19 protein-coding genes are annotated in these 22,337 nt (G+C 64.8%); 14 read left to right on the top strand and 5 right to left on the bottom strand.

The genetic code is table 11. From position 1 onward, the window contains the following. Nucleotides 1-2: 2 nt before the first annotated feature. The 8 genes from ORI27_RS17665 to ORI27_RS17630 are packed head-to-tail and all read left to right on the top strand — an operon-like array spanning nucleotide 3 to nucleotide 7,861. Nucleotides 3-1,064: an MlaD family protein gene (locus ORI27_RS17665; RefSeq protein ID WP_265998277.1), complete on the top strand. Its 1,062-nt coding sequence runs from the start codon at nucleotides 3-5 to the stop codon at nucleotides 1,062-1,064. Then, on the top strand, nucleotides 1,061-2,071 hold the full coding sequence (locus ORI27_RS17660; protein ID WP_265998276.1) for an MlaD family protein: 1,011 nt from the start codon (nucleotides 1,061-1,063) through the stop codon (nucleotides 2,069-2,071). Before ORI27_RS17665 ends, ORI27_RS17660 begins: the two co-directional genes overlap by 4 nt. Further along, nucleotides 2,062-3,111, top strand: coding sequence for an MlaD family protein (locus ORI27_RS17655; protein ID WP_265998275.1), 1,050 nt, complete (start codon nucleotides 2,062-2,064; stop codon nucleotides 3,109-3,111). Before ORI27_RS17660 ends, ORI27_RS17655 begins: the two co-directional genes overlap by 10 nt. Nucleotides 3,112-3,113: 2 nt before the next feature. Further along, nucleotides 3,114-4,277, top strand: a complete 1,164-nt coding sequence (locus ORI27_RS17650) for an MlaD family protein (RefSeq protein WP_407666350.1) — start codon at nucleotides 3,114-3,116, stop codon at nucleotides 4,275-4,277. After that, nucleotides 4,274-5,320, top strand: a complete 1,047-nt coding sequence (locus tag ORI27_RS17645; RefSeq protein WP_265998273.1) for an MlaD family protein — start codon at nucleotides 4,274-4,276, stop codon at nucleotides 5,318-5,320. The genes ORI27_RS17650 and ORI27_RS17645 overlap by 4 nt, the downstream gene beginning before the upstream one ends. After that, complete coding sequence (locus ORI27_RS17640; protein ID WP_265998272.1) at nucleotides 5,317-6,282, top strand: MlaD family protein; 966 nt, start codon at nucleotides 5,317-5,319, stop codon at nucleotides 6,280-6,282. Before ORI27_RS17645 ends, ORI27_RS17640 begins: the two co-directional genes overlap by 4 nt. Then, nucleotides 6,279-7,088: a hypothetical protein gene (locus ORI27_RS17635; RefSeq protein WP_265998270.1), complete on the top strand. Its 810-nt coding sequence runs from the start codon at nucleotides 6,279-6,281 to the stop codon at nucleotides 7,086-7,088. Before ORI27_RS17640 ends, ORI27_RS17635 begins: the two co-directional genes overlap by 4 nt. A gap of 32 nt (nucleotides 7,089-7,120) precedes the next feature. Then, a complete protein-coding gene (locus ORI27_RS17630) occupies nucleotides 7,121-7,861 on the top strand; it encodes a hypothetical protein (RefSeq protein WP_323055624.1) in 741 nt (246 codons plus the stop codon). 89 nt (nucleotides 7,862-7,950) lie between these two features. On the opposite strand, the gene ORI27_RS17625 is transcribed toward ORI27_RS17630, so the two are convergent. Beyond that, on the bottom strand, nucleotides 7,951-8,322 hold the full coding sequence (locus tag ORI27_RS17625; RefSeq protein ID WP_265998267.1) for a hypothetical protein: 372 nt from the start codon (nucleotides 8,320-8,322) through the stop codon (nucleotides 7,951-7,953). A 126-nt stretch (nucleotides 8,323-8,448) separates the two neighbouring features. Between ORI27_RS17625 and htpG the strand changes: the two genes are divergently transcribed. Continuing rightward, complete coding sequence (gene htpG / locus ORI27_RS17620) at nucleotides 8,449-10,374, top strand: molecular chaperone HtpG (RefSeq protein WP_265998266.1); 1,926 nt, start codon at nucleotides 8,449-8,451, stop codon at nucleotides 10,372-10,374. 160 nt (nucleotides 10,375-10,534) lie between these two features. On the opposite strand, the gene ORI27_RS17615 is transcribed toward htpG, so the two are convergent. Beyond that, complete coding sequence (locus tag ORI27_RS17615; RefSeq protein ID WP_265998265.1) at nucleotides 10,535-12,637, bottom strand: Ig-like domain-containing protein; 2,103 nt, start codon at nucleotides 12,635-12,637, stop codon at nucleotides 10,535-10,537. A gap of 844 nt (nucleotides 12,638-13,481) precedes the next feature. Beyond that, the gene (gene phoU, locus ORI27_RS17610; protein WP_265998264.1) at nucleotides 13,482-14,147 is read right to left on the bottom strand and encodes a phosphate signaling complex protein PhoU; all 666 of its coding nucleotides are present in this window, start codon (nucleotides 14,145-14,147) and stop codon (nucleotides 13,482-13,484) included. Between the two features lie 216 nt (nucleotides 14,148-14,363). On the opposite strand from phoU, the gene glgP reads away from it, so the two are divergent. The 3 genes from glgP to ORI27_RS17595 all read left to right on the top strand — a co-directional run bounded on the left by glgP (nucleotide 14,364) and on the right by ORI27_RS17595 (nucleotide 18,544). Further along, nucleotides 14,364-16,880, top strand: a complete 2,517-nt coding sequence (gene glgP / locus ORI27_RS17605; protein ID WP_265998263.1) for an alpha-glucan family phosphorylase — start codon at nucleotides 14,364-14,366, stop codon at nucleotides 16,878-16,880. A 258-nt stretch (nucleotides 16,881-17,138) separates the two neighbouring features. Then, nucleotides 17,139-17,711 (top strand): hypothetical protein, encoded by a 573-nt coding sequence (locus ORI27_RS17600; protein ID WP_265998262.1) that lies wholly within the window; start codon nucleotides 17,139-17,141, stop codon nucleotides 17,709-17,711. A gap of 155 nt (nucleotides 17,712-17,866) precedes the next feature. Beyond that, entirely contained in the window at nucleotides 17,867-18,544 is a 678-nt protein-coding gene (locus ORI27_RS17595; protein ID WP_265998261.1) for a hypothetical protein, read from the top strand. Nucleotides 18,545-19,256: 712 nt separating this feature from the next. Here ORI27_RS17595 and ORI27_RS17590 read toward each other — a convergent pair. Both ORI27_RS17590 and ORI27_RS17585 read right to left on the bottom strand, forming a co-directional pair. Next, entirely contained in the window at nucleotides 19,257-19,925 is a 669-nt protein-coding gene (locus ORI27_RS17590; RefSeq protein ID WP_265998260.1) for a DsbA family protein, read from the bottom strand. Nucleotides 19,926-19,933: 8 nt separating this feature from the next. After that, a complete protein-coding gene (locus ORI27_RS17585) occupies nucleotides 19,934-20,644 on the bottom strand; it encodes a spermidine synthase family protein (protein WP_265998259.1) in 711 nt (236 codons plus the stop codon). Between the two features lie 500 nt (nucleotides 20,645-21,144). Between ORI27_RS17585 and ORI27_RS17580 the strand changes: the two genes are divergently transcribed. Further along, nucleotides 21,145-21,681 (top strand): helix-turn-helix domain-containing protein, encoded by a 537-nt coding sequence (locus tag ORI27_RS17580; protein WP_265998258.1) that lies wholly within the window; start codon nucleotides 21,145-21,147, stop codon nucleotides 21,679-21,681. A 13-nt stretch (nucleotides 21,682-21,694) separates the two neighbouring features. Next, nucleotides 21,695-22,267 carry a PIN domain-containing protein gene (locus ORI27_RS17575; protein WP_265998257.1) on the top strand — a complete coding sequence of 191 codons (573 nt, stop codon included), beginning with the start codon at nucleotides 21,695-21,697 and terminating at the stop codon, nucleotides 22,265-22,267. Nucleotides 22,268-22,337 lie beyond the last annotated feature (70 nt).

Raw genomic sequence — 22,337 nt, 5'->3', positions numbered from 1 at the left:
GCATGCCATTTTCCTCAGACCAGGGAGGACGGGCACCCAGTTCGCGCTCGTTGCGGATCCGGGGCCTCATCGCGGCGGTGGTGCTGGCCGTGGCCGGCACCATGCTGTATCAGTTGGGTACCGGCGGCTACGCCAACACGTTCAAGGTGACGGTGATGGCCGATACCCTCGGCGAGGGTCTGACGCCGGGCGCCGAGGTGAAGTTCCGCGGCCTGACGATCGGTTCGGTCAAGACACTGCAATCGGCCGGCTTCAACAAGCAGAAGATCACTCTGGAACTCGAGCCGCGCCAAGCGGCGGCCCTGGCCGCGGATACCACGGCGAATTTCATGTCTTCCAACACTTTCGGCCTGGCCGCGGTCGAACTGGTCAGCAGCGGAAGCGGTCCCCGGCTGAGCCCCAACCAGACGCTGGTCGTCGACACCAACAGCCGGTCGGCGTCCATCACCGGGCTGCTGCGGCAGGGCCAGAAATTCGGGCGGATCATGGACTCGCCCGACGTCGACCACATCATCTCGATAGTGCGCAAGCACGCCGACCTCACCGAGCCGGTGACCCGGTCGTACTTCGATCTGGTCGAGATGCTCACCGACTCGCAGAAAGTGCCCTTCTCCCAGTCGCTTTCGGTGCTCGCATCGGTGATCAACGGCGTCAACGACGCCGTGCCCCTGGTCAGCCTGGCCTACGACCTGCTCAACGGAATGGACTTCCTGGCGCACCCCGACGGCGTGGACCGGATGAACCTGATCATGGACCAGCTGGCGAAACTGCTCTTCACCACCGACGGGATCTTCGCCAAGCACATGACGTGGCTGGTGCCGCTCACCGGCGGGATCATGAGCGTGTGGCTGCCCGCCGCCTACTACTACGGCAGCATGTCGCCGGCCTATGACCGGATCTCGGGCCTGCTCGACCGCACCAGCACGGCGTTCCCGATCATCAACGGCAAGGTTCGGCTGAACATCGAGCTCACCCTGGACGCCATGCCCGGGCTGGCGGCGGCGCTGCCGACGGGTGCTGCTCCGGACTCACCGCCTGCGCCAGCACAAGGTGGTGGCCGATGAGAAGTGTCACCAGATCAGTGGTGTGGCTGACGATCTTCACCGCGGTGGCGGTGGTGTGCACGCTCATCGTGCTGACGGCGCTGCGCAGTCCGGTCACCGGGACGTTGTCCCGCTACACCGCGACGTTCTCCGACGTGTCGGGGCTCTACGTCGGCGACGACGTCCGCATCTCCGGGGTGCAGGTCGGCAAGGTGCACACCATCCGGCTCGACGGTCGGGTCGCCAAGGTGGACTTCACCGCCCAGGCCGATCACCCGGTCTTCACCAACACCGTTGCCGCGGTGCGCTATCAGACCCTGGTCGGTCAGCGGTATGTCGAACTCGTGCAGCCGGCCAAACCCGACCATCGACTACCGGACGGCGGCACCCTTCCCATCGGGCAGACGATTCCGTCCTTCGATGTCGCGAAGCTGTTCAACGGCTTTCAACCGATCTTCCAAACCCTGGATCCCGCGCAGTTCAACCTGCTCGGCGAGAACCTGCTGCGCCTGATCCAGGGTGACGAATCCGGCATCGGCCCGTTTCTGCACGACCTTGACGAGATCTCCAAGTTGGCGGTGAACCGCCAAGTGGTCATCACCACCATGATCCGCAATCTCAGCGCCATCTCCCACGACCTGGGCGGCAAATCAGAGCAACTGTTCCAGCTCATTTCCCAGCTCAACGACGTGCTGGGAAAGTTCGGCTCCAAGGCCGAGGAATTCCGCGAATCCCTGGACAGCGGGTTGCCGGTGCTGCGCAGCACCACCCACGTCATGCAATATTTCGAGCGGACTTTCGACGGGACGACCGGCCCGCTCTACGACCTGTTCAGCCGGATGTGGCCGCAGACCCCGACGATCATCGCCGGCCTCTCGTTCGCCCCGTCGCTGATCCAGGGAATACGGGATTGGCTCGTCGACGAACAACCCGCCACCCCAACGTTTTCCTGCTCGCAAGGCGAAGTGACCCTGCCCGGGATCGGGCAGGTGTCGTTCGCGCAGCAGAACCTGGTGGTGTGCCGGTAGTGGAACTCGACAAGCACCTCAGCACGCTGCGCGCGAAAATCGGTGGCAGGTACGCCGCACTCGACGAACGCACCACCGCCATCCGCAACCGCCGCAACGGCATCATCGGCGTCGTCGTGATCATCGCCTCGCTCGCCGGGACCGCGATGGCGTACCTGAATCCGGCCAACGAGGCCGGCTACACCGCGCACATGCCCAACTCGGCCGGATTGCGCGCCGGCGACCAGGTTCGGGTCGCGGGTATCCCGGTCGGCAAGGTCACCAGCGTCCGCCTCGACGGCCCCCTCGTCGAGATGAAATTCGACGTCCAGAACTCGGTGGCGGTCGGGTCGGACTCCACCCTGGACATCAAGCTCCTGACCCCGCTGGGCGGCCACTACGTGGCTCTGGATCCGAAGGGCGCGCAGCCACTGGGCCGCACCGGAATTCCGCCGAACCGCGTCACCTTGCCGTTCGAGATCAACGACATCATCCAGGCGGCCACCCCGGTGGTCAAAGAAGTCGATGGCAAGGTCATCCACGACACCTTCGCCGAGGTTGCCAACGCCGCCAACCGATATCCCGACGCGGTGCGCAACCTATTGCAGTCGGCCGACCGGCTGACGGAATCGATGAGCAAGTCCACCGCGGACTTTCACCGCGGCCTGGACTTCGTCAACGACGGCCTGCGCGCGATGACCGCGGGCCGTGGGCAGCTCATCACGCTGTTCGAGCAGTTCGACATCCTCGGCAAGATGTACACCTCGAAGGCCGTCGATATCGTCGAGTTCTTCAGTCTGATCAAGGAATTGACCCGCGTTCTCGACCGGTTGACGATGTGGTACGGCCGGGAGGTCGCACCCATCGCGCAAGGACTGGAAGATATCAGCGACACCCTGGCGGCTCATCCCGAGCGGTGGGGCATGGCCCTCGACGGCCTGGGTCAGACCCTCAATATCGTGGGCCCGATGCTCAGCGGAAACGGTGTCGTCTTCGACGAGAGCAACCGGCTGGTCCCCGGACAGGATCTGTGCCTGCCCAACATCATGAGGCAGTGCTGAGGATGGCCAGGATGTCCGGTATCGGCTCGCGGCTCCGCTCACGGCGGGTCATCGCGGCAGCCGTCGCCGTCCTCGCCGTCATCGCGATCGCGGTGGTCTTCGGCGTCAAGATCCTGACACCCAAGATCAATCCGACCCGGGCGATGTGCGCCGAATTCACCGACGCGGTCGGGCTGTATCCGGGCAACAAAGTCGCGCTGCTGGGCATCGAGATCGGTTCGATGAACGCGATCGTCAACAAACCCGACCACGTCGAGGTCGACTTCACGGTGCCCGCCGACCTGGTCCTGCCGGCCGACGTCGGCGCGGTCACCTACTCGCAATCGATCGTCACCGACCGCCATATCGAACTGACCAAGGCCTACACCGGCGGCCCGAAGTTCACCGGTCCGGGGTGCATCAAGCTGAAGTCCACCAAGACCCCGATCAGTGTCAGCGAAACATTCGCCGCCATCGGCAATCTCACCGATGCGATCCTGGGGTCCGAACCGGGTCAGGATCCCGCCAGCGCACCGGGTGTGCAAGCCATCAACGACAGCCTGACCGCGGCCAGCAATTCCTTGCAGGGCACCGGACCCGGCATCAACAAGACGATGCGCAATCTGGTCACCATGCTCGCCGACCCGTACAAGGCCGACGCCGACTATCGCCAACTGTTCGAGTACAGCGAGATCCTCACCTCGGACTTCCTCAACAACTGGGACAGCTTCGCCTCGGTCATCCGAACGCTCCCGGTCACCACCCAGTTGATGGAGGGACTCTCGGACAACTTCGGCGCGGCGATGGCTTATGTGTCGCATCTGCTGCCGACCTTGATCGAGGCGCTCAACCGGTTCGGGCCACGGTGGTATCAGAAGTTCGACGCCCGGTTCGGCGGGTTTCGCGACCTGCTGAACCGCCACATCCCGGCGATCACCGCGATGATCAACTCCTGGCCACAGTTCAGCCACTGGCTCGCCGATATCTACGAACCGGCGTGGGGCACGCACAACGTCACCTATATCCCGCCACAGGTGTCGATCGCCCCGACCCAGGCCGGCGCCATCTGCGAGGGACTCAAGGAGCGCAATATCCCCGGTGCCGCGGCGGCGTGCGGGTCGGGCACCCCCACGGACCCGATCACCCTCGGGTTGACCAATCTCGTTCTGGGGGCAGCACTGTCATGACCCGGCGATCGATCCGTACGTTCTGCGTCCTGCTGGCCACGCTGGCCATCAGCCTGACGGCGGCGTGCTCACTGGATCCCACCCGGCTACCGGTCCCGGGGGCCTACACCCCCCGGGACGCCTACAACATCAAGATCGAGTTCGCCAGCGTGCTCAACCTGCCCGCCCGGGCCAAGGTGGACGCCGGCGGGGTGCAGATCGGCGTGCTCGACCGCGTTCAGCTCGAAGGCAGCACGGCGGTGACCTATGTCGAAATAGCCGGCGGTACCAAGCTTCCCGTCAACACCCGCGCCGAACTTCGCCAGGCCACCCCGCTCGGCGACATCTATATCGCACTGCTTCCGCCGGACGATCGGTCCGGCCCGATCCTGCGCAACGGCGACACCATCCCGCTGCGCCACACCGCGCCGGCCGACAACGTCGAGGACCTGCTGCGGTCGATGTCGAACCTGGTGGCCGGCGGCGCGATCGGCACGCTGCAGAGCACCGTGGTCAACGTCAACAAGGCGTTCCCGCAGGATTCCGGCGAACTGACCCGGATGCAACACACCGTCGCCGGCGTGCTCAACGACCTGGCCGCCAACCAGGACACCATCGACGGCATTCTCGACGGCATGGGGAACATCACCTCCAGCTTTGCGGCCAACACCGAGGTGTTCAACCGGCTGGTCACCGAGGGGCCGACGAAACTACAGGGCCTGTCGGCGGTCACCATGGCCATCCTGAACGTGGTCGGTGCCTCCAAAGACGTCGGCAAGCTGGGAGGCGATCTCATCATCCCGATCGCCGGCGACCTGATGCAGATCCTGTCCTACATCACGCCGATGGTCGACACGATGGCCACCGCAGACACCACGATTCCGGTGATCGCCGACAAGTTCATGGCGCTGCTGCGCTACAAGCTGCTCGGGTTCTTCCGCGACGGCGGCCCGAAGTACACCATCACCGAGCTCCACACCCCGACCGGACGCGAAGGCGTGGATCCGGCGGACAAGGCCGACGCGGCGGTGCAGGCGATGCAGACGATGGGGTTGGTGCCATGAAATTCAGTGCACGCACCACGCTGGCCATCCTGGTGGTGATGACGCTGGCCGGCGCGGCCTACATGTCGTTCGGGGTGCTCGACATGGGACCGACCAAACAAGTCACCCGGCTCACCCTGCTGCTCAAGTCGTCTGGTGGTCTGATGCCCACCTCGGAAGTGACGATGCGCGGCATCAAGGTCGGCCGGGTGACCGGGATCCAGACCACCAATAGCGGACTGGCGGTGTCGATGGAGGTCGACCGCCAGCACCAGGTTCCCGCCGACAGCGCGATCAGCGTAGAGAACCTCTCCGCGGCCGGTGAGCAGTACATCGACTTCAGGCCGAAATTGATTGCACCGCCGTACTTCACCGATGGAGCGGTGATTCCCGCGGACCGGGTCGCGCCGATCGTCACGGCGAGTGACCTGCTGACCAAGGCCAATGTTCTGTTCACCGCACTGAACCTCGATCAGATCCACAGCATCGTCAACGACATGTCCGCCGCGTTCGCCGGCAACGACGACACCATCGACTCCCTGGCCGTCACGGCCCGGTTGACCGCCAACGTGGTCCGCGACGACAAGGACATTCTGGCCACCCTGTTCAGCAATGTCTCGACGTTCACCACGAACCTCGGTGATCTCCATGCCGGCGAAATCATCAGTGAGACAGGCAAAATTCTGCCGAAGTCGGTTCCGGCGTTCCTGCAGCTGGTCCACCAGATCGAGATCCTGTCGCACACCGGCATCGGCGTCATCGGGCCCGACGACCCGGCCGGGATCCTGGTGACCAAGTTCGGCGAATGGCTCGACATGCTGTCGGGCCCGCTGGGCACCTTCGCCACCATCCTGCAGCCGGCGGTGGCGCCGTTGCACGACGTGAAGATCGACGCCGGGCACTGGCTCGACTTCTGGGAGTCGACGTTCAACGACACCGGTGGTGTGCGGGTCCAACTCAACGTCCCCGAGTGGCACCAATGACCGCAGACGATCCCAACAGCAAGGACACCCCGGACATGACCAATTCCACTGTCGGCGAAGACGAAAAGGTCGAGGACACCGAACTGTCGGCGACCTCCGACGACGCGGCGGTCCCGGACGACGACGCGGAATCGGCCGACCCGGCAACCACGCCGCGACGCTGGCTCAGGAGCCGCTCGTTCTGGGTCGCCGTCGTGGTGGCGGCGCTGGTGATCGGCGGCGGCGTCTTCGGGTTCATCAAGTACCAGCAGGTGAGCGACCAGCTCGCCCAACTACGTCAGAGCAATGCCGATCGCGAGGCCGCGGCGCAGCTCGCCAGGGACTATGCGATGAAGTCGCTGACGTACAGCTTCGAAGACCCGGACGCGTTCTTCCACGCCGTCGAAGATGGTGTGTCGCAGCAACTCAAGGACAAGTACGTCAACGCCACCGACCTGCTCAAGGCCGTCATGTTGGAGGCAAAGGTCAGCTCCACCGGTGAAGTGCTGGCCACCGACCCGGTTCTGCAGCCCGACGGCTCCTACGAGGTGGTGGTATCGGCCCACCAGACCACCCGCAATCTGCAGAACCCGACGCCCAAGGTGTCGATCATCCTGCTGCGGGTGACGGTGAGCAAGGTCGACGGTGGCTGGCAGGTGTCCGATATCGGGCCCAAGACCGGCACCAAAGCACCTGAAGAGCAACAGATCCCGGGAGCCAGGGCTCCCGCGGCCCCTGCCCGTCCCGCACCTGCGCCGGGCGCCGGCCCCGCGCCCGCACCGGCTGCGCCCGCTCCCGCACCCGCGAAGCCGGCGCCACGTCCGTGAGACGGTTAGCGCTCCTGGTCGCCATCACGACGATGGCGGCTGCGGGCGTTGTAGGTCCCCGTGCGGCCGCCGACACCACCTTGCCGCCGTGCCCGCAGACGACCCCGGTGATCACCCCGACGGGCAAGTCGCCACAGGTCGACTGCTCGCTGCACTCCCGTGACCTCGATTTCGCCGTCGAATACTGGAGCGCGCCCGAGTTGCCCAGGCCGAGGGCGGTGAAGGTGACCGTGACCGATCCGTCGGGCGCGGTGGTACAGACGATCAATGAGCTGTTGGAACCGTCAGCCCCCGGCGGAGTCGGACTGGAGGACGTCGACGGTGACGGTCGCGAGGAGCTGATCATCCCGATCTCGCAGAATCTGCTCAACGGGCCGAATGCCAACACGCGGTTCTCGGTCTGGCGCGCGCCCGGGGACAGCAACCACTACGAACGCACCCAAATGATGGCGCAGGCCATCTACCCCAGCGGGGACGGCTATCTGGTCGCCAACGGCGGCGGGGTGTCCAGCCGGGATCTGACCTTCTATCTGCCGACCGGCGCCGGGTACACGCTCGTCGTGGTGTTGACCGTCGAAGTGCTGGAGGCCGATCCGGCCACCAACCAGGTCCTGACCGTCAATTGCCGCGCCCACCGGGAAGACGGCCTGCACGCGGTCGACATGACCGTCCGCCAGGCGGAGGACTACTTCTGCAATTCGCCGGCAGCGCGAGCCATTTGGCCGGACGCCAACCGCGTTCAGATCAAGCGTTGGGGCATCTTCGGGAACTAGGCGGGCGTTCGTTCGCCGAGCGTGGGGCTCGTCGTCGACGTCTCGCTGTTTGAACACCGAGATCCCGCACGCTCGGCGCCGCACAGAGGCTAAGGCGCGCACCATTCGCGGACCGCGACCAGCAGGTCCCTGGCCTTGGCGAGATCGCCGGCGAGTCGCTCCGGGGTCGCCGGCCGGTACGGGTCGCTGTTGTCGACCTGGGATGCCAGCATGTTCGACCGGATCCGCAGGTCGATGCCGGGCGGGCTGGTCAAGTTGTGCAACGGACTCAGCGGGGCCCGGATCTGGGCGGCTATCCAGGGCGGTGTCCCGGAGAGGTCGACCTCGTTGAACGCGGCCTCGAGCCGATCCGTCGCGGGCAGCAGGACACTGCAATCGTCGGCACCGGCCGTCGCCGCGGGCGCCGGCGCCAGGCACATCGCGGCCACTGCAAGCAAGACGGTGACTATGGGTTGACGCATCGGTTCCACCTTGGCATCGCGTCGGGGGTGTCATGACCGTCTTGGCGTGATCGGTGCACCCGAGCCGCGCGGGATGTCGCTATTATCCTGCCGGCACCGATTGTCGTCGTCGCGAACGGATTCCCCATGACAGAACACGTCGAACAGCTGGAGTTCCAGGCCGAGGCCCGCCAGCTACTGGATTTGATGGTCCACTCCGTGTACTCCAACAAGGATTCTTTCCTGCGGGAGTTGATCTCGAACGCCTCCGACGCGCTGGACAAGCTGCGCCTCGAGGCGTTCCGGAACAAGGACCTCGAGGTCGACACGTCCGACCTGCACATCGAGATCGACATCGACAAGGCCGCCCGCACGCTGACGATCCGCGACAACGGGATCGGGATGACCCGCGACGAGGTGATCGGCCTGATCGGCACGCTGGCCAAGTCCGGCACCGCCGAACTGCGTCAGCAACTCAAGGAAGCCCAGAACGCCGCAGCCTCCGAGGAGCTGATCGGCCAGTTCGGGATCGGCTTCTACTCGTCGTTCATGGTGGCCGACAAGGTCACCCTGCTCACCCGCAAGGCGGGCGAGAGTTCGGCAACCCGCTGGGAGTCCAGCGGGGAGGGCACCTACACCGTCGCCGCCGTCGACGACGCGCCGCAGGGCACCTCGGTCACCCTGCACCTCAAGCCCGAGGACGCCGAGGACGAGCTGTACGACTACACCGCGGAATGGAAGATCCGGGCGCTGGTCAAGCAGTACTCGGACTTCATCGCGTGGCCGATCCGGATGCAGGTCGAGCGCCGCAGTCCCGCGGAAGAGGAGGGTGGCGAGGAGGTGGTCACCGTCGAGACGGAGACCGTCAACTCGATGAAGGCGTTGTGGGCCCGGCCCCGCGACGAAGTGTCCGATGAGGAGTACACGGAGTTCTACAAGCACGTTGCGCATGCCTGGGACGAGCCGCTGGAAGTCATCCCGATGAAGGCGGAGGGCACGTTCGAGTACCAGGCGCTGCTGTTCATCCCGTCACACGCCCCGTTCGACCTGTTCAATCAGGACGCCCGGGTGGGTGTGCAGCTGTATGTGCGGCGGGTGTTCATCATGGCCGACTGCGATGACCTGCTGCCACCGTATCTGCGCTTCGTCAAGGGTGTCGTCGACGCGGCGGATATGTCGCTCAACGTTTCTCGCGAGATCCTGCAGCAGGACCGTCAGATCAAGGCGATCCGGCGCCGGCTCACCAAGAAGGTGCTCTCAACGATCACCGAGATGCAGAAGGAGCGGCCGGACGACTACCGGACCTTCTGGGTGCAATTCGGCCGGGTCCTTAAGGAGGGGCTGCTCTCCGACGTCGACAACAAGGACACGCTGCTGGCAGTGTCCTCGTTCGCCTCGACGCACAGCGACGAGGAGCCCACCACCCTGGCCGACTACGTCGCGCGGATGAAAGACGGGCAGGAGCAGATCTTCTACGCCACCGGTGATTCTCGTCAGCAGCTGCTGAGTTCACCGCACCTGGAGGCGTTCAAGGCCAAGGGTTATGAGGTGCTGCTGCTGACCGACCCCGTTGACGAGGTCTGGGTCGATATGGTCAACGAGTTCGACGGCAAGCGACTGCAGTCCGTTGCCAAGGGTGAAGTGGACCTCTCCTCCGAGGAGGACACCAGCGAGGCCGAACGCTCGCAGTTGGAGCAGGAGTTCGCCGGTCTTCTCGAGTGGCTCAAGGAGACCCTCTCCGACCACGTGAAGGAGGTGCGGTTGTCCACCCGGCTCACCGAGTCGCCGGCCTGCCTGATCACCGATAGTTTCGGCATCACACCCGCTCTCGCGCGCATGCTGGCGGCCTCCGGGCAGACGGTTCCTTCCGAGAAACGCATCCTCGAGCTCAACCCGGACCATCCGTTGATCGCCGGGTTACGGGACGGGTTCGCTTCGCGCGGCGGTGACGCCGGGCTGGCCCAGACAGCCGAGTTGCTCTACGGCACAGCGCTTCTGGCCGAGGGCGGCACGCTGGACGATCCGGCGAAGTTCGCCGGACTGCTGGTGGATCGGCTGGCGCGGACGGTATAGCGGCCTCAGGACCTTCGGCAAGCGTCGAGTTCGGCCCAAGCCCACTAGTCCCGCGGTCAACCCGAGGGAGCGGGGACTACTCCCAGCGCCCTCGGGTTGATGCGAACCAGGTGACCACAAGGTCGTTCTGGCAGGGTGGAGGTACTCGCAGGCCAATGCCCTAAAGAACGGTCGTATCCCACGGGCCGTATAGCGCCCAGCCGTCGTACCCATCATCCCCTGCCGCCAGGGGTGTGAGTTCGAAGTTGCTGACGTCACCGTCGGAGAGAACGGGGTCGTCGAACAGGTCACCCAATTCGTGGCCCTGCGCGAGATAGGACTCGAGGGTCGACGATCCGTCGTCCGAGATCGACCCGAGAACTTTCTTCACCTCGGGCTGCCGGTCGCCGCTGCTATCCGCGCTGGTCAGCGTGACGCCCGTCAGTTGCCAGGTGGTGTTGCCAACGTGCAGCGTGAAATCACCCTGCACGCTGTAGGTTGGCGTCCGCTCCACGTACGAGATCGACGAATGCGGGGGGATCTTCCCTTTGACCGTCTCGGACCACTTGTAACTTTCGGTCCAGGTGTGCCCATACTCTGCGGAAATCTCGATATCGACGATCTTCGCGATGGACGCCTTGGCTTTTGCACTGAGCTTGACGCTGTCGGAGTACGTGTTGATGATTTCGCGGGTGATGTCGTACTCGTCCTCGGTGTCGGAGTCGTTCGTGATCTTGCTGCCGAGGAACTTCCAGTCGGTCCAGGTCTCCGTCTGGCTTGTTGGGGTGAAGCTACACGTGGCGACCGAGCCGTCGTGACACAGCCCCTCCAGGACCTCCTTTTGCTGCTCGGTGCTGCTGACCGGAAGCGGGACCACCGTGTTCGGGGCGGCCAGCAAATACACCGTCAAATGTTCTTGATCGGCATTGCATGAGGCGCCCGAAGCGTCACACCACGTTGTCCCGACGCCGGTCCAGTTGTGGGAAACCAAATACGCTGTCCACGACTCCCCGCCAGCGGTGAAGGTCGGGTAGACATCGTTATCTATCAGAGTCGGTACGTCGATTTCCCAGTGGACGGATTCGCCGATGCCGATCTGTGTGCCGATCGTGGGTCCGCTTTCAATTCCCTCGGCTTGGTCGTCCTTGAAACCGGTGAACGTGACCGTGCCGGAGCTGAAGTTGTAGACGGTGAAGCCCCGGGTGCTCTGGAGGTCCTCGGCGCCCTCGACAGGGGTGAGGCTCACGGTCACGGGCACGTAGATCCGGTTGTGGGCGAACGGGTTCAGCAGGTTGATGTGGAAGCCAGGCTCGCGCACCTCGACAACGAAGCTGGTTGTGCCCCCATTGACGGCGTAGGCCGCACTCGGGGTGAAGAAGTAGTTACCTTCCTCATCGATCTCGACAGTCCCGTATGTGGGGTTGGGGGCTTGGGCCAGGGAGTAGACCAGCTTTCCGCCTTCGGGGTCACTGGCTCCGAGCGTGCCGACGACGTCGCCGTCCTCGAGTTGGGCGTACTGCACCGGCGTGGCCGTCGGCGTCTGATTGAAGAACGTTCGGCGCATGAACTCCACCGCTCCGGCGAACAGCAAGGACAGCGGATTCTCACCGGTCGGCAGCTTGGTCCAGTCGAACAAAGTCGTGGCCGCGCTCTGCAGGGCCTTCACCATCGGGCTCGTTGTGATGGTGGCCGCCGGAGTCACCGAGGCAGCCGTATCCGCCGCGGAATCGGCGATCGTGACGGCCCCCGCCGGGGCGACCCCGGCGTCGCGCTCTGGCGTGACCGACGTCGTGTCGACGTCGGTCGCGTCGGCAGCCGCCGAAGCGTCGTCGGTGCCGTCCGATCCGGGTTCTTCCGTTACCGCAACGGCAACGACGGGGTCGGCACTGTCCCGGCTGTGTACACGGGAGCTGGCCAGCCCTTTGCCGTGGTGAGCGGTTCCCGGTGCGCCACCGTCCGCCTCGGCAGGCTCAATGGCCTCGGGGGTGACCGACACCGCGTCGGAGGGTTCGGTCACAGCCGTGACACCGGAATCCGATGTGGCTGCCGTCTTGGGGTTGGCACCAGCATGGCCGCCAGATCCTGCCGTTGACGCGTGAGCGGCCCTGGCCCGGCTCGACGAACCGGTACCGGAATTCTTGGCACCCGCCGAGGACGATGAGCCGGCCGCCGACCCCGAATCCGACGGACTCGCCACTGCCACACCGCCATTGGCCATCGCAATGCCGAGACCCAGCGCAAACGTTGCCGCGCCGGCACGGGCACCATATCTGGTCGAACTCACTAGCCACTCCCCTCGATTAGGAATTAACTTGGCTAGAGTAAGTGATCACTTGGGTGACGTCGACGCAAGCCGCGGGACGGCACATGAACAGTGGATGACCACTTCGGCGCCATCCGGCTTACCGGTACGGAGTTGGCGATGCGTCGGGCACCCACTCGCACACTCTCGAAGCACTTGCCGCGCCGCGGGTTCACCGGCCGGCGCTGCGCCCTACTCAGACCACGGAAGTGGTTACGCCTCAGTCAATTTCATAGAATCCCCCGCCAGCCAACGCTTCCAACGACTCGAAGCCAGCAGTGGCCGACTGCTCACGGCACGTAGTGTCGCGCGGTTAGCGTTTCCGTCCGAAAGGGGCTGGTGATCATTCGGGAGGCCGTGAGCATGGTCGACAGCTTGGTTCTGCGCCCAATCCCCCGCGCCATCGGCGATGGCACCTACGAGGTAGAGCCCACGCGGGTGGTGGCGTGGGCTCTACGGTTCGCAGGCTCAGTACACGGTGTGGTGAAGACCCCGGATACTAACCAGCCGTCACCATCGGCTGATCGCAGCACATCTCGGCGTGCTCCGTGGGAGAGTTGCACGGGCATGGCTTCTCGTAGACCAAGACCGCCCCACACACCGTGCATTCGTACCGGTCTCCTGCATTGCGGGACATGACTTCTCCTCTTTGAACGTGCACCCCAGGTCATTGTGCCGCGATACCGCGCTGAAGGTCGGGATTATCGACGGTTCGCCGCAGTCCCGTGTGGTGTGGCGGCTCTGAGCGCCTCAAGAAAAACTCGAATGGCCACTTGTTACACGCTTTCCCGCGGCGATTTCTGTGCCATAAGTGGCCGCTCGGCGATCAGTAGGTGGAGATGCCGTCCTCGGGGGGCAATGTACCGGTAGCGATGAACACCACCCGGCGGCCGACCTCGACCGCATGGTCGGCGAATCGTTCGTAGAAACGGCCGACCAGCGCGGTGTCTACGGCGGCCGGTATGCCGTGTTGCCACGCCGGGTTCATCAGCAGGCCAAACAGGCGGCGGTAGAGATCGTCCATCTCGGTGTCCTCTTCACGCAGACGGGCGGCCTCCGCCGGATCGCCGGTAAGCAGAACCTGTCGCGCGCTTTCGCCGAGGCCCACCGCGAGCCTGCCCATTTCGGCGAAGCAGTCGCTGGCCTCGCCGTGCACAGCACGGTCGGGGTAACGCAGTCGGGCGATCTTGGCCACATGCACGGCCAGGGCATCCATGCGCTCGGTATCGGCGATGATCTGAATCGCGCTGAAGATGGCCCGCAGGTCACCGGCGACCGGCTGCTGCAGCGCCAGCAGCGCGAAAGCGGCCTGTTCCGCCTTCGCCCGCATGGCGACCATCCGGTCGTGGTCGGCGATCACCTGCTCAGCGACGGAGAGATCCGCGTCGAGCAGTGCGCGGGTTGCGTTCTTCATCGCCAGGCCCGCCCGGCCGCACATCTCGGCGAGCTGGACGGTCAGTTCGTCGAGTTTCTCGTGAAAGACGGTCCGCATGGAGTAATCCCCTCCCGATGTACCTGCCCGAGGCGCCAGCGCCATCATCGGCCCCCCGCCGGGCATCCACATTGCTGTTTCGGCGATATTTACCAACCGTTCACCGCCATACTGAACACCGCTACCCGCAGCTGGACGTCACGCATGCTTTGTCTTGAGTTAAGACGCCCGATCTAGGTTCGTAGGCGCTTTCTGAACAACGAGGTAGGCGATCTCATGACGGACCATGGCAGCGACATCAACCTCCCCGACTCTCTGCGTGGTCTGGACGATCTCGCCCTCGACATGCGGCTCATATCGTCGCACCGTGCCGATCGGGTGTGGCATCGGGTGAACCCGAAATTGTGGGCGGCGTCGCGCAACCCTTGGGCGGTGCTCACATCGATCGGCCAGCCCGAGCTCGAGGCGCTCGCCAAGGACCACGCGTTCTGCGCTGAGGTGCAGACACTGATCGAGGATCGCCGAAACCGCAACAGCGACCCCTTCTGGTTTCCGCAGTGCCCGGCGGCGAGGACGCTGAATCTGACGGCGTATTTCAGCATGGAGTTCGGCCTCTCCGAGGCGTTGCCGATCTACGCGGGTGGACTGGGCGTCCTGGCCGGCGACTACATGAAGTCCGCGACCGATCTCGGCGTGCCGGTGATCGGGGTGGGGCTGCTCTACCAGCAGGGCTACTTTCGGCAGGCCCTCGACTCCCAGGGCAATCAGCGTGAGTTCTACCCGTTCAGCGACCCGAGTGAGATTCCGGTGCAGCGATTGCGCGGCCAGGACGGCGCGTGGATTCGCATTCCGCTCGAGTTTCCCGGCCGGACGGTGTATTTGCGCGCCTGGGCCGTGAACGTCGGACGGCTGTGGCTGTATCTGCTCGACAGCAACGACCCGGCCAACGACCCCTCGGACCGCGGCATCACCGCACAGCTCTACGAAGCCGACTCCGGGGTTCGGTGGGAGCAGGAGATGGCGCTCGGCTTCGGCGGGTGGCGCTTGCTGCGCGAGCTGGGCCTCGATCCGTATGTCTGTCACCTCAACGAAGGGCATGCGGCGTTCGCCGTGTTGGAGCGGGCCCGCTGGATCGCACTGGATCACGACGTCCCGTTCGACGTCGCGCTGACCATCGCCCGCACGGGCACCGTGTTCACCACCCACACGCCGGTCGCCGCCGCCTTTGACCGTTTCGATCCCGGCTACGTCAGCGGGTATCTCGCGCCACTCGCCGCCGAGATGGGAGTCAGCATCAACGACATTCTCGGCTTGGGTCGCATGCGCCCCGCCGATGACTCCGAACCCTTCAACATGGCGTACCTTGCGATTCGCGGGTCGTCGCGGGTCAACGGCGTAAGCCGGCTACACGGCGAGGTCAGCCGCAAGCTCTTCGCGGATCTTTTTCCGCGCTACCCGATCGAGGAGGTTCCGGTCGGGTACGTCACCAACGGTGTCCACGTGCCGTCGTGGGACTCACCGGCCGCCGACGACCTGTGGACGGATGCCGAACTGCGCGAGCAGTGGCGCGGCGTTCCGACTCCGATCGTGGAGCGGATGGAGAAGCGCTCGACGGCCGAGCTGTGGGCGATGCGCAACAGCAACCGGGAACGTTTCGTCGGCTGGGCACGCCAGCGGCTGGCACGCCAATACACGATCGCCGGCGCCGGAGCTGACCGCATCGACGAAGCCCAGCGCATCTTCGATCCCAACACCCTCACGCTCGGATTCGCCCGGCGCTTCACCGAGTACAAACGCACCGCGCTACTGCTGCACGACCCCGACCGCTTCGCCCGCATTCTCACCAATCCCGAACGGCCCGTTCAGATTGCGGTTGCCGGCAAGGCCCATCCGGCCGACAGCCTCGGCAAGGCGATGATTCAGCGCTGGTATGAATTCTCCCAACGCGAGGATGTTCGCTCACGCGTCGCGTTCATCGCCGACTACGACCTGCTGCTGGCCGAGCAGCTGGTCAACGGCGTCGACGTCTGGATCAACACGCCGCGCCGGCCCTGGGAGGCCAGCGGAACCAGCGGGATGAAGGTGCTGGTCAACGGCGGCCTCAACCTCTCGGAACTCGACGGCTGGTGGGCCGAGGCCTATGACCCCGCGGTGGGGTGGGCGATCGGCGACGGCCGGGAGCATGACGGGGACCCGCAGTGGGATGCCCAGGAGGCCGAGGATCTCTACGCGCTGCTCGAAAACGACATCGTCGCGATCTTCTACGCCCGCAATGAAGACGGCGTTCCGGAGGACTGGATGGCACGGGTCCGCGAGAGCATGGCCACGCTGACACCCCGGTTCTCCTCCGAACGCATGGTCCGGCAGTACGTCGAGGAGTACTACGCCCCCGCGGCGGCCGCTTATCGCGCACGCATTATCGAGCACTGCCGAGTCGCCGGCGACGTACAAGCCTGGCGGGAGATGATCGCCAACCACTGGAGCGAGGTAGCGTTCGGCGCGCTGCACGTCGAGCCGACCGCGACCGGATACCACTTTCGGGTATTGGTCTCCCTGGGCCCGATCGGAACCGGAGCAGTACGTGTGCAGCTGTACGCGTCGGGTCTCGACGGCGGTGCCGCCGAGTTGATTCCGATGGAACGCGGCGACGAAGTCATCCGGGGCACGTTCAGCTACCACGCCCACGTGGACGGGTCGCGGCCGCCTTCGGACTACACCCCGCGCGTGGTGCCCCATCACCCGGACGCGTTGATTCCGATCGAGGCGCCGCAGATCTGCTGGTACGAGGGCTAGCGGGTGCCCTTGGCGTGGACGGTCGTCAGGTGGGGCATTCTCGCCGGTAGCGAGCTGCGCAATAAGTACACCGAACACCGCGGCGGGCAGCGCACTCATCGAGCAGATAATTCTTGCCGTGAGCGAAGCACTTCCGCTGAAAGCGAATGAGTTGACAGCTCCCCCCACCGAGCGTGCGCTCCTAGCCAACATCGATCGAGCACCTCCATCCGTTGCACGACCTCCGATCCGAACTAGTCATCCGAGCCTGGGAGAACCGTGAGCGTCGTCCGCGCCAACTTCCGTCCCGAGACCTCCTTCGGTGACGACGCCGTGTTACGAACCACGGACGGCGACCAGCCCGAGGTGTTCAAAGCGGCGGTAGGACACCCAAGAAACAACCGTTCATCGCAGCGTCTGCACGATCGCGTCGAGCAGGCGTTCCACATCGAGCCCGGCGCGGCACGTGTCGAGCCCGGTCCTGAGCGGGTGGTGAGGCGACTCGACGAGCCCAAAGCCGCTGCGATCGCCGACGATTTGACTGTGCTGAGCGCCCCGTGTGACGGCGGCAGGAAAAGCGTATCCTCGATGCTCGATCCGAGCCATCCGTTCATCGCTGGGTTGCGAGCCGGGTTCGCTGACCGTGGCGGCGACGCGACGCTGGCCGAGACGGCCGAGTTGCTCTACGGCACAGCACTTCTGACCCCACTGTGCCCGGCTCGGACCGACTCTGCCGGCTTGGCCAGGAGCCCATGCGGTCCTCTTGTCGCCGACGTGGTGGTTGCGCCGGGCACTGGGTCGACGGTTCGGGCACAGAAGGCGCCCGAGGTTGGTATGGGATGCCGAAAGTGACGAACGACGGCGCTTTTCCGGGCGGACCGCTCAGATGGATCCTCCTGCCTTTCCAGCTCACGGGATACGGTTGGTGGCTTCGCGTCATCAACCTTCGTTCCCAACGACCTGTCGTTGGCACCTGCGACGTCGATGTTTCGCTGGCAAGTCACGGCATGCGGGTTCGCACGGTGTGGAAGACGATCGAAACGATCGGGCGCGGTGTCGAACGGCCCCGGCGCGTGATCCTCTGGTTGGCCGACGAAGCCGCGGTCAAGAAACCGCCCCGCACGCTGCGGCGCCTGGCGCGGCGTGGCCTGGAAATCAACCACTGCGGGGACTTCGGCCCGCACAACAAGTACTTTCCCTACGTCATGGCGAGTGAACCGACGCGCACGCTGGTTACTGCCGATGACGACGTCTATTACCCGCGGAATTGGCTGTCGAGGCTGGTGGCCGCGCATCGCGCTGGCGAGGTCACCGCCTATCGCGCGCGGATTCGCTCCGACGCACCCTACTCGAAGTGGCCCATGTGCACGACCAGCGAACCCTCCGATCGGGTGTTCGCAACCGGCGTCTCCGGTGTCGCCTATCCGCCGGAACTGTTGTCGGTACTGCGACATCGTGGGGACGTCTTTTCGGCGGTGTGTCCGCATGCGGATGATGTCTGGTTGCACTTCGCCGCGGTAGCCAGCGGAATTCCCGTTCGCCAAGTGTCGAACGTGGCCGCGAACTGGTGGCCGCAACTGGGAGTGGCCGGCATCGGGCTGTGGCCAGAGAACGTCATGCACCATGCCAACGACCGGGTCATCGAGCCCACCCGTCGCGCGTGGTTGGACGTGAAGCGAACATGAAGCGGTGTCGCGCGCCGATCGGTCGCATGGTTTCGGTCCTCGGGGTACGTCGGTTCGAATTCCGCCGAATCTCGCCCGTGCCGCTTACCGGTACCCACCGTGCCCGGCCCTGAGTGACTCTGCTGACTTGGCTACGCACGTCTATCCGTGGGTCTCGCCAAAGCGGGCGCCATGATGAAAATGGCCCTCAGAGAGGTCTCTGAGGGCCATTTCCGCTGGTAGCGGGGACAGGACAACTGACGGGCTGACAGGATCTGAACCTGTGACCACTTGACCCCCAGGGAGCGCAAGGGTGCGATCTCGAATCGCAGCACATCGCGTTGGTGTAGGTCAGCGTGATTTCACACGCCTCACACGCCCCCAAGAAGGTCTGGCTGCGATCGAGCTATGGTTTGGACACGTACACGCCCGGGAAGAGTCAGAGCATGAAATCACTACGTCGTCGCGCGACGGCCGCCGTCGTCGCAAGCGTTTGCCTAGCCGCAGCAGCGCCGTTGAGTGTTGGCGTGAGTGCTGCGGAACCGCTGAACTGCGTGAACGGGCAGTTTTGGGACCCGATCACGAATACGTGCCAGACGCCACGGCCAGCGGAGGACTGCCCGGCAGGCCAGTACTGGAATGCGCTGTCCAATGTCTGCCGGCCGCTGGGCCAGCTATAGCCTGTGCCCGAAGGCCCGCGCGATGATGGTCGCGCGGGCCTCGTTGTGTCGGCTCATCCGGGAAGCTGCGCCAGCCAGTCTGAATCTTCGTCGACCGGCTGGTCGTTGATGACGACGCGCGGAACTCCCGGCTCGGGAAATCGGTGCAGCGCATCAAGATTGTTGACCGCGATCACGCGCGGGTCGAAACCGATGGGCAAACCGATCCGAATGAGGTCTTGGGCCAGCTGAGGCGCACCGACCCGATTGGCGATGTCGGCAAGCTGGTCGTTGCTCAGATCCGTAGGCCCGCCCTCCTCGGGCTGGGTATCCCTGGCATAGATCGACTCGATGAAGCGCCACGCGACGTCACTCGATCGCGATTGGTCGGCCACCACGTAGGCCGCGTAGATCGCCCGGCTGTCGTAGGTGCCACTGGCGGAGTACTTGTCGAGGAAGTCGACGAACCGCAGGTTGACGCGCAGCGCGCCGGTCTCGATGCGTTTGCTGATCTGTTCGCCGTGTGTCCGCACGAACTCGCCGCTGTACGGGCACAGCGGGTCCACGTAGAGGTCGATCTGCCCCAGTGCGTCGGGGTCGCCGATCGAGAGCGCGTCGCCGGCCGGTGCCGCTGCGGCTGCATGCGCGATGCCGCTGGCCGGCCCGCACATGACCAGCGCCACCAGCAGGCCGAGGACTGCCGCGACGGACCCAAGTGGCCGGTTTATTGCTCGCACGTGCATGACCCCATCTAACTCGCGACGTAGACGGTGCTGGTCGAGTGCCCGCCGGTCAGGGGGTTGGCGAAGCGGATGACCGAGGCCTCGGACCGGCCGAAGACCCCGGCGAGCACCGACTCGAAATCGGAGTCGGGTGGATCGTCGGACCACAGCGCGAAGACGCCGCCGGGGTGCAGGTGACCGGCGAGCTTGGCCACGCCTTCCGGCGTGTAGAACGCGGAGTGGCTGGGATGCAGGACGTGGCTGGGCGTGTGGTCGATGTCGAGCAGGACGGCATGAAAGCGCCGATGCGGCGTCTGCGGATCGAATCCGGCGCTGCTGTCGGCCATGGCGAAAAAGTCGCCGTGCTGCAGGCGCACCCGGGGGTCTGACGCCAGGCCGGCGGTGTCGGGGACCAACCGGCGCTGATGCCAGCCGATGACCTCCGCCAGTGCTTCCACCACGAGGAGCGAACGAACGCGGGGGCTGTCGAGCGCCGCCTGCGCGGTGTAGCCCAGGCCCAATCCACCGACCACGACATCGAGTTCGGCGTCGGCCGCCCGGGCCAGGGCGAGGCGGGCGAGCGCGACCTCGGCCACGGTGAACAGGCTCGACATCAGGAACTCGTCGCCGAGCTTGACCTCGTATACGTCGATGTTCAGTGACGGCTCAACCCGCCTGCGCAGGCTGATGACCCCCATGGGGGTCTGGGACCAGTCGAGCTCCTCGAAACGCGCACTCACGATGCACCCATCATCACCCCTCGGATCGATGGGGGTGACAACGCGCCCACGTCTGAGGGCTGTTTCCGCTGGTAGCCCTCAGTCAGTTCAGTCCGAACACATCGTTGACTGGTGTGCAAGATGATGTTTCTGAGGTTGAACATTCGCACGTGTTCGTTTCGCCGCCTCGGCAACGGCGCCGGATCACTGCCGCGCTACGGTCCGCGGTCGTCGAAGCGTACGAATCCGGGCAGACCAGTCGGCAAATAGCTGAGGAATGGGAGCTCGGTCGGACGACAGTGCTGAACATCCTGAAGGCTGCCGGGGTGACGGTACGGCCGCAGGGATCGAAGCATTAGACAGCCGTGCTTCTCGGTACTGGGAACATCCCAAGTCGTAGCTGCAGGCCCATGAAGGCAACGAACCGCCGGGTCTGATCTTTGGGGTATCGAGTGTCTGCCATCTCGGGTATTATTCGAACGTTCCGAACATTATTTCGGATAGTGCAGATAGGATCTGACATGAGTGCCGAAGCGGCGGAGACAGTCACCTTCATCCCGGAGGACCCCGATCAGTTGGCGACGGTCGTCGGGTTCCTGGCCAGCCATGAACGCATCCGGGGAAAGCTGGCATCGCCTAGTTACGCCCTGGTGGGGATCGGTGAGCATGACCGCATCGAACTGCCGCGTTCAGTCCACCAAGCCTTGACGAAGGTCGTCGCGGCGTTGCATGCCGGCAAGGCTGTAACCATCGCGCCGCAGACAATGACGTTGACCACCCAACAGGCCGCCGACCTACTAGGGGTCAGCCGCCCCACGGTGGTCCGCCTAATCACCGACGGCACGTTGCCTGCCGAGCGGATCGGGAACCGCCACCGACTGCTACTCGACGACGTTCTCGCCTACCGCGAGCAACGGCGCAATCGCCAGTACGAAGCCCTGGCGGCCACAACGGTCGACATCAATGCTGACGACGACCCCGAAGTCGTTCGCCAGCGGCTGCGTGAAGCGCGCCGAGTCGTTGCCGCGCGGCGTCGGGCCAAGGCCGGCGCACGCTGACACATATTCGAGAATGTTTGCCGCGCTGTTGGACACCTCGGTGCTGTGGCCCAGCCTGCAGCGCGACTTTCTGCTGTCGTTGGCGATCGAGGGCTTGTATCGACCGTTGTGGTCAACAGCGATCCTTGACGAATTGCGTTACCACGAATCGCAAAAGCTCATACATCGTGGCCACGACCCAGTCCTGGCAGAGCAGAAAGCCCAACGCCTCGTCGATCAGATGAATTCAGCGTTCGACGATGCCATAGTGGCGAACTGGGAAAGTCTGGAAGGCACATTCGGACTGCCCGACGTCGACGACGAACATGTTGTCGCCGCGGCACTGGTCGGAGGGGTGGACGTGATCGTCACGAGCAACGTAAGAGACTTCCCACCGCAACAGATCCCCAAGTCGCTCACCGTGACATCACCGGCAAAGTTCGCTGCCGACACCGTCGCCGTGTCCCCCGATGTCGCCCGCCAGGCGGTGATTGCTATGTCCTCCAGATTCGCCCGGCCGCCATCCGCCGTCGACGAAATTCTGGACCATCTCACTGCGCGTTACGCCATGGTCGAAGCCGTCGATCTCATCCGCGGCGCCAGATAGCGGATGTTCAAGGAGTACTGATCGTTAGCAGAATCGAGAATTTCCCCGGCGAGTTGGACACACTGCGCGC

Source organism: Mycobacterium pinniadriaticum, assembly GCF_026242045.1.
GTDB classification, from domain to species: domain Bacteria; phylum Actinomycetota; class Actinomycetes; order Mycobacteriales; family Mycobacteriaceae; genus Mycobacterium; species Mycobacterium pinniadriaticum.
Note: the sequence above shows the minus strand (reverse complement) of the source record. Positions and strands in the feature narration are given on the sequence as shown.

What these genes read in the sequence shown, in the direction of transcription:
- ORI27_RS17665 (WP_265998277.1), top strand. Translation starts at nt 3, where the DNA reads ATGCCATTTTCCTCAGACCAGGGAGGACGGGCACCCAGTTCGCGCTCG.
- ORI27_RS17660 (WP_265998276.1), top strand. Translation starts at nt 1,061, where the DNA reads ATGAGAAGTGTCACCAGATCAGTGGTGTGGCTGACGATCTTCACCGCG.
- ORI27_RS17650 (WP_407666350.1), top strand. Translation starts at nt 3,114, where the DNA reads ATGGCCAGGATGTCCGGTATCGGCTCGCGGCTCCGCTCACGGCGGGTC.
- ORI27_RS17645 (WP_265998273.1), top strand. Translation starts at nt 4,274, where the DNA reads ATGACCCGGCGATCGATCCGTACGTTCTGCGTCCTGCTGGCCACGCTG.
- ORI27_RS17640 (WP_265998272.1), top strand. Translation starts at nt 5,317, where the DNA reads ATGAAATTCAGTGCACGCACCACGCTGGCCATCCTGGTGGTGATGACG.
- ORI27_RS17635 (WP_265998270.1), top strand. Translation starts at nt 6,279, where the DNA reads ATGACCGCAGACGATCCCAACAGCAAGGACACCCCGGACATGACCAAT.
- ORI27_RS17630 (WP_323055624.1), top strand. Translation starts at nt 7,121, where the DNA reads ATGGCGGCTGCGGGCGTTGTAGGTCCCCGTGCGGCCGCCGACACCACC.
- ORI27_RS17625 (WP_265998267.1), bottom strand. Translation starts at nt 8,322, where the DNA reads ATGCGTCAACCCATAGTCACCGTCTTGCTTGCAGTGGCCGCGATGTGC.
- htpG (WP_265998266.1), top strand. Translation starts at nt 8,449, where the DNA reads ATGACAGAACACGTCGAACAGCTGGAGTTCCAGGCCGAGGCCCGCCAG.
- phoU (WP_265998264.1), bottom strand. Translation starts at nt 14,147, where the DNA reads ATGCGGACCGTCTTTCACGAGAAACTCGACGAACTGACCGTCCAGCTC.
- glgP (WP_265998263.1), top strand. Translation starts at nt 14,364, where the DNA reads ATGACGGACCATGGCAGCGACATCAACCTCCCCGACTCTCTGCGTGGT.
- ORI27_RS17595 (WP_265998261.1), top strand. Translation starts at nt 17,867, where the DNA reads ATGCGGGTTCGCACGGTGTGGAAGACGATCGAAACGATCGGGCGCGGT.
- ORI27_RS17590 (WP_265998260.1), bottom strand. Translation starts at nt 19,925, where the DNA reads ATGCACGTGCGAGCAATAAACCGGCCACTTGGGTCCGTCGCGGCAGTC.
- ORI27_RS17580 (WP_265998258.1), top strand. Translation starts at nt 21,145, where the DNA reads ATGAGTGCCGAAGCGGCGGAGACAGTCACCTTCATCCCGGAGGACCCC.
- ORI27_RS17575 (WP_265998257.1), top strand. Translation starts at nt 21,695, where the DNA reads ATGTTTGCCGCGCTGTTGGACACCTCGGTGCTGTGGCCCAGCCTGCAG.